We start from the raw sequence: 6,352 nt of genomic DNA on the forward strand, positions 1-6,352 counted from the left end.
GACGGGTTTTCCGTGCTGCCCGACCCGGCCAGTTTCGAGAGCCTGGCGGCGGTGGATCAGGCCTGCGTCAGGCTGCTGCGCCAGCGCCAGGAGGGGGCGGATGTCAGCGCCATTCTGCTGCGCGACGGCCAGCCCACCACCCTCGCGGCCTTTGCCGACCCGGCCGGGCTGCTCTCCAGCTGGCGGCAATTCGGCAGCAACGGGCCGGAGGCCTTGGTCAGCGCCTGCGAGCTGGGCGAGGCCATTCATCTCTGCATCGCGCATCGCTGGGGCGGCATCGGCCCCAACTCCAATGCCCGCTATCTGCACGCCGCCAGCCAGCTGGCGCAGGAGACGATCCTGCTGCGCCTGCCGGCGGCGGCGATCCTGTTCCGGGATGAGGGCTACCGCCTCGCCGCCAACCGCGAGACGCTGCGCGCCGCCAACCGCATCGCGGCGCGGCTGGTGTTCTACCGCCATCTGCTGCCCGGCGCCGGGCAGCGCGAGGAATTCGCCCGGGTGACTCTGGTCTGGAACGGGGCGCGCTGCATCGAGCCGGATTGGGAGGCGGAGATCTATGGCAGCCTGCCGCTGCCGTTGCGCGCCGCCCTGTTCGCCGCCCCCGCCCCGGCGCCGCGCCTGCCCGGCGGCTGAGCGAGAGAATCGGCGCGGAGCGGCCCTGTGATGCTGGCCAACCGGCGTCTCCCCTTGACCGGCACCGCCCGCCCCGCAAATCCTGCGTCATGGCTGTTCCGAAACTCTATCTCGCCGGGCCGGACGTGTTCCTGCCCCATGCCGCCGCGATGGCGCAGGCCAAGCGCGATCTCTGCGCCGCCCATGGGCTGGAGGGAATCGCCCCCTTCAACCCAAATCTCGACCTCAACCGCCCCGCCGCCGAGCTCTGGCGGGCGATCTACGCCGATGATCTGCGGATGATGCGCGAAAGCGATGCGATCCTCGCCAACCTCACCCCGTTTCGCGGCGCCTCGGCGGATGCCGGCACGCTGGTCGAGCTGGGCTGGTTTCTCGGCCAGGGCAAGCCGGTCTTCGGCTATTCCAACTCGGCGCAAAACTTCGCCACCCGCGCCGGGGCGCAGATCGAGGCGGTGGGCGACGCCCTGCCCGGGCTGATCATCGAGGATTTCGGCTGCGCCGATAATCTGATGATCGAGGGCAGCCTGAGCCTGCCGCTCACTTTGCCCGCGGACGGGCTCGGCCGTCCCTTCGATTCGCTGGAAATTTTCGAAATCTGCCTGGCCCGCGTCGCGGACTGGTTCCGGCGCATCTAGATAAAAATTAGCGCCCCCATTGCGCTAAGCGTTCAAACTATACCCGCCGCCATCGGTGACCAGCAGCTTGGCATTCTGCGGGTCCGCCTCGATCTTCTGACGCAGCCGGTAGACATGCGTCTCCAGCGTATGGGTCGAGACGCCCTCATTATAGCCCCAGACCACCTCCAGCAGCGTCTGCCGCGGCACCGGCTTGCCGGCGCGGTAGAGATGCTTGAGAATCGCCGCCTCCTTGTCGGTGAGGCGGATTTTGCCCCCCTTGGCATCCAGCAGCTGGCGCGCGGCGGGGCGGAAGCTGTAGGGGCCAAGCTTGATCTCGGCATCCTCGGAATTCTCGAAACTGCGCATATGCGCGCGCAGCCGCGCCAGCAGCTCATTCAGCCGGAAGGGCTTGGCGAGATAATCATTGGCGCCGGACTCCATCCCCTGCACCACATCCTCTTCCTCGACCGAGGCGGTGAGCATGAGAATCGGCGCCTTGAGGCCACGGGCGCGCAGGCGCTTGCAGAATTCCCGCCCGTCCCCGTCCGGCAGCCCGACATCGAGCAGCAGCGCATCATAGCGTTTGCCATTGGCGAGCCGGGTCTCCGCTTCGGCGAGGCTTCCCGCCTCTTCGGGCGCGAATTCGCCATTGACCTGCAATTGCTCGGCAAGCGCTGTGCGCAGCGCCACGTCGTCGTCAACCAGCAGGATCGGTCGCGGGTCCGCCATGTTCGACTCCCTTGATATCTGAACAAATTCTAGCCCGTTTTCGCCTACCTGTCAGCCTCTCTGGCCAGATCCGCGGCGGCTCACTATTTTAAACAAATGAATTCGCCGTTGCGTTCCGTTCAAGCCCCTCTCGGCACCCCCCGCACCCGGGCGGTGCACCGCGCCATCGCCGATGCCAGACGCGGCGTGCCGGTGGTGCTGGCCGCGCGCAAGCCGCTGATCATCGCCCCGGCGGAGACGGTGGGCGCGGAAGGGCTGCGGCTGATCGATCTTCTCTCCACCGGCCCGGCTTCCCTGCTGCTCGCCCCCTCCCGCGCCGCCGCGGTGCTGCAACATGATGTGCCGGAAACCGCTCCCGCCATCGCGCTGGAGCTGGCCCGGCCGCTGATCGACGCCGAGACGCTGAAACGCGCCGCCGACCCGACGATGGAACAGATCCTGCCCCGCTTCTCCACCATCGAAGCCCCGGACGAAGCCGCCGCCGCCCTGGCGCTGGGCAAGCTCGCCCGCCTGCTGCCGGCGATGGTTGTGGCCCCGGTGCGCCCCGGCTGGGCCACCCGCCGCGAAGGCGCGGATTTGCTCACCGTCCCCGCCGCCGATCTGCTGGCCTATCCGCTGGAGCTGGCCTCCACCTTGATGAAGGTGGCCGAGGTCTCGGTGCCGCTGGACGCGGCGCGCGACGCCAGGCTGGTCGCCTTCCGGGCGCTGGACCAGGGCATCGAGCACATGGCCATCCTGGTCGGCACGCCAGAGACGCAGGACGCCCCGCTGGTGCGGCTGCATTCGGAATGTTTCACCGGCGATCTCTTGGGATCATTGCGCTGCGATTGCGGCCCGCAGCTGCAAGGGGCGATTGCCCGCATGGGCCAGGAGGGCAACGGCGCGGTGCTGTATCTGGCCCAGGAAGGGCGCGGCATCGGGCTGATCAACAAGCTGCGCGCCTACACGCTGCAGGATCAGGGGCTGGACACGCTGGATGCCAACCGGGCCCTGGGCTGGCAGGCGGATGAGCGCAATTTCCACATCGCCGCCGCCATGCTGGAGGCTTTGGGGATCGAGAAGATCCGCCTGCTGACCAACAACCCGGAAAAGGTCGAAAGCCTCGCCGCCTGCGGCATCAAGATCGTCGAACGCGTCCCGCACCAGTTCGAGGCCAACGGGGTGAATGATTCCTACCTGGAGACGAAAGCCAGGCGCTTCGGCCATCTGCTTGGTTGAGTTCATCCTGCAAGGCGAGACGCTGCGCGGCGCCGGGCTGACCCTGCGCGCCGCCCATGGGCGCGGCGGCATCACCGCCCAGAAACGCGAAGGCGATGGCGCCACCCCCACCGGGCTGCTGAAACTGGTGCGGGTGCTCTACCGCGCCGACCGCCTGCCCCCGCCGCGCTGCGCTGTGCCGCTGGAGCCGCTCTCCCCGTCCGATGGCTGGTGCGACGACCCGGCGGACAAAGCCTATAACCAGCCCGTCCGCCTGCCCTTCGGCCCGAGCCACGAGGCGCTGTGGCGTGAGGATGCGGTCTACGACATCATCGGCGTGCTCGACTGGAACCTCGCCCCCATCCTGCCGGGCCGCGGCTCCGCCATCTTCTTCCACATCGCCACGCCAGACTACGCCCCGACGGCGGGCTGCGTCGCGCTCAACCAGCGCGACATGAAGATCGCCCTGGCGGCGGGGTTGAGCGCGATCCGCGTGCCCGGTTGAAGCTTCAGCCCTGCTTGGAGCGCTGGAACGAGAAAATCAGAATGGTGAGGCTCAGCCCCAACGACACCAGATCCAGCAGCAGCGCCACCAGATCTGCCGCGATGCCGGGATCATGCCGCATGGCGACCATCCAGATCGAGCGCGCGACATGGGCCAGGAAGGAAATCAACACCCACCAGCCCGAATGGCCGGCATCGTGCAGCCGGCGTACCTGCAGGCTGATGGCGGGAAGGATCATCAGCCCAAAAAGCGCCGCGAACAGCTCCGCCACCAGCTTCAAGCCCGAGCCGTCATGCACTCCAATCGCCATGACGCCGAAAATACCCAGCCCCATCAGCAACAGAAGGATCCAGAGCTGAAACCACCAATAGGCCGGGCGCGTCGCCCTGCCGGAAAAATTGAAATAATTCGCGTAACCGGCCTTGATGGCGCCAACAAACCCCATAACAACCTCGAATTATTAACGGTTTGGCAATGCTTCACCGAAACCCGCTATTCGCGCAAGGGGCGGCGGCTTTTCCAAAGCCCTTATCGACGCGCCCCCCCAAAATGCCCTAAAGACCCGCCATGACCGGCACACCTCTCGACCTGATCCGTAATTTCTCCATCATCGCCCATATCGACCATGGCAAATCCACCCTGGCCGACCGGCTGATCCAGCATTGCGGCGGCCTCACCGCGCGCGAGATGACCGAGCAGGTGCTCGATAATATGGAGATCGAGAAAGAGCGCGGCATCACCATCAAGGCGCAGACCGTGCGCCTCGAATACCCGGCCTCGGACGGCAAGACCTATGTGCTCAACCTGATGGACACGCCCGGCCATGTCGATTTCGCCTATGAGGTCAGCCGCTCGCTGGCCGCCTGCGAGGGCTCGCTGCTGGTGGTCGACGCCTCCCAGGGCGTGGAGGCGCAGACGCTCGCCAATGTCTACCAGGCGCTGGATGCCAATCACGAGATCGTCCCGGTGCTCAACAAGGTCGATCTACCGGCCGCCGACGTGCCGAAGGTGAAGCAGCAGATCGAGGATGTGATCGGCATCGACGCTTCGGAAGCGGTGGAAATCTCCGCCAAGACCGGCCTCAATATCGAAGGCGTGCTGGAGGCACTGGTCGCCAAGCTGCCGCCGCCGCAGGGCCAGGAAGATGCGCCGCTGCAGGCGCTGCTGGTCGATTCATGGTACGACCAATATCTCGGCGTCGTCATTCTGGTGCGCATCAAGAACGGCGTGCTGCGCCGGGGCCAGAAGATCCGCATGATGTCCACCGGCGCCGTGCATCCGGTCGAGCAGCTCGGCGTGTTCACGCCCAAGATGCGCGCGGTCGAGGCGCTCGGGCCGGGCGAGATGGGCTATATCACCGCCGCCATCAAGACCGTCGCGGATTGCAATGTCGGCGACACCATCACCGATGATCGCCGCCCGGCCAGCGAGGCCCTGCCCGGCTTCAAACCCTCCATCCCGGTGGTGTGGTGCGGGCTGTTCCCGGTGGATGCCGACGATTTCGAGAAATTGCGCGAGAGCCTGGCGAAGCTGCGCCTCAACGATGCCAGCTTCCATTACGAGGCCGAGACCAGCGCGGCGTTGGGCTTTGGCTTCCGCTGCGGCTTCCTCGGCCTGCTGCATCTGGAAATCATCCAGGAGCGCCTCTCCCGCGAGTTCGACCTCAACCTGATCGCCACCGCCCCTTCGGTGGTCTATCACGTGTTCAAGACCAATGGTGAGATGGAGCCGCTGCACAACCCGGCCGACATGCCGGACGGCTCGATCATCGACCATATCGAGGAGCCCTGGATCAAGGCGACGATCATGGTGCCGGATGATTATCTCGGGTCCATCCTCACCCTCTGCTCCGAACGCCGCGGCCAGCAGCTCGACCTCACTTATGTCGGCAACCGCGCCATGGCGGTCTATAAGCTGCCGCTGAACGAGGTGGTGTTCGATTTCTATGACCGGCTGAAATCCGTAAGCCGCGGCTATGCCAGCTTCGATTATTCGCTGGAGGATTACGCCGAGTCGGATCTGGTGAAGATCTCCATCCTGGTGAATGCCGAGCCGGTGGACGCGCTCTCCTTCATCGCCCATCGCTCCCAGGCGGAGAGCCGGGGCCGCTCCATCTGCGGCAAGCTGAAGGAGCTGATCCCCAAGCAGCTGTTCAAGATCGCCATCCAGGCCGCGATTGGCGGGCGGGTGATCGCGCGCGAGACCATCTCCGCCCTCTCCAAGGACGTGACGGCGAAATGCTATGGCGGCGATATCAGCCGCAAGCGCAAACTGTTGGAGAAGCAGAAAGAGGGCAAGAAGCGCATGCGCCAGTTCGGCAAGGTGGAAATCCCGCAGAGCGCCTTCCTGGCGGCCCTCAAGATGGACGCCTAAACCACTGTTTTCAAAATGTTTTTGCTAAAAAACGCCACCCGGCTCCGGCGGGGTGGCGTTTTTTTCGCCCATCCCCCCCGCCCCCCTTGGCAGGCGGGGTGAGTTTGGGTAGAGAGTGCCCCACCGCGCGCTGGACAGATGGCCGAGCGGCTTAAGGCGCACGCTTGGAAAGCGTGTGTACGTTAATAGCGTACCCAGGGTTCGAATCCCTGTCTGTCCGCCACTCTCGTTTCAGAAACAGACTGCGTCCTTCATCGCCCGTTGCGCTGGACAAGCCATTCGCGATTGCCCACAACCA

Annotated in this window: 7 protein-coding genes and 1 tRNA gene; 6 read left to right on the forward strand and 2 right to left on the reverse strand. The window is 65.6% G+C overall.

Translation table 11 applies throughout. The features are described 5' to 3' along the window. Both MXAZACID_RS07720 and MXAZACID_RS07725 read left to right on the forward strand, forming a co-directional pair. Positions 1–633, forward strand: a 633-nt coding sequence (locus tag MXAZACID_RS07720; RefSeq protein WP_008493673.1) for a hypothetical protein, incomplete at its 5' end; no start/stop codon positions are given. An 89-nt stretch (positions 634–722) separates the two neighbouring features. Next, complete coding sequence (locus MXAZACID_RS07725; RefSeq protein WP_008493674.1) at positions 723–1,268, forward strand: nucleoside 2-deoxyribosyltransferase; 546 nt, start codon at positions 723–725, stop codon at positions 1,266–1,268. A gap of 24 nt (positions 1,269–1,292) precedes the next feature. Here MXAZACID_RS07725 and MXAZACID_RS07730 read toward each other — a convergent pair whose 3' ends face one another. Continuing rightward, positions 1,293–1,979 carry a response regulator transcription factor gene (locus tag MXAZACID_RS07730; RefSeq protein ID WP_008493675.1) on the reverse strand — a complete coding sequence of 229 codons (687 nt, stop codon included), beginning with the start codon at positions 1,977–1,979 and terminating at the stop codon, positions 1,293–1,295. 96 nt (positions 1,980–2,075) lie between these two features. On the opposite strand from MXAZACID_RS07730, the gene ribA reads away from it, so the two are divergent. Beyond that, positions 2,076–3,197 carry a GTP cyclohydrolase II gene (gene ribA, locus MXAZACID_RS07735; protein WP_039884785.1) on the forward strand — a complete coding sequence of 374 codons (1,122 nt, stop codon included), beginning with the start codon at positions 2,076–2,078 and terminating at the stop codon, positions 3,195–3,197. Continuing rightward, the gene (locus MXAZACID_RS07740) at positions 3,190–3,681 is read left to right on the forward strand and encodes a L,D-transpeptidase (RefSeq protein ID WP_008493677.1); all 492 of its coding nucleotides are present in this window, start codon (positions 3,190–3,192) and stop codon (positions 3,679–3,681) included. The genes ribA and MXAZACID_RS07740 overlap by 8 nt, the downstream gene beginning before the upstream one ends. A gap of 4 nt (positions 3,682–3,685) precedes the next feature. Here the strand turns inward: MXAZACID_RS07740 and MXAZACID_RS17760 are convergent, their stop codons facing one another. After that, positions 3,686–4,126, reverse strand: a complete 441-nt coding sequence (locus MXAZACID_RS17760) for a DUF805 domain-containing protein (protein WP_008493678.1) — start codon at positions 4,124–4,126, stop codon at positions 3,686–3,688. 122 nt (positions 4,127–4,248) lie between these two features. Between MXAZACID_RS17760 and lepA the strand changes: the two genes are divergently transcribed. Together lepA and MXAZACID_RS07755 are read left to right on the forward strand one after the other, a co-directional pair. Then, positions 4,249–6,054 (forward strand): translation elongation factor 4, encoded by a 1,806-nt coding sequence (lepA, locus tag MXAZACID_RS07750; protein ID WP_008493679.1) that lies wholly within the window; start codon positions 4,249–4,251, stop codon positions 6,052–6,054. A gap of 132 nt (positions 6,055–6,186) precedes the next feature. Beyond that, positions 6,187–6,277, forward strand: a tRNA-Ser gene (locus MXAZACID_RS07755). Positions 6,278–6,352 lie beyond the last annotated feature (75 nt).

The sequence above is a fragment of the Acidocella sp. MX-AZ02 genome (genome assembly GCF_000306035.1).
GTDB classification, from domain to species: Bacteria; Pseudomonadota; Alphaproteobacteria; order Acetobacterales; family Acetobacteraceae; genus Acidocella; species Acidocella facilis.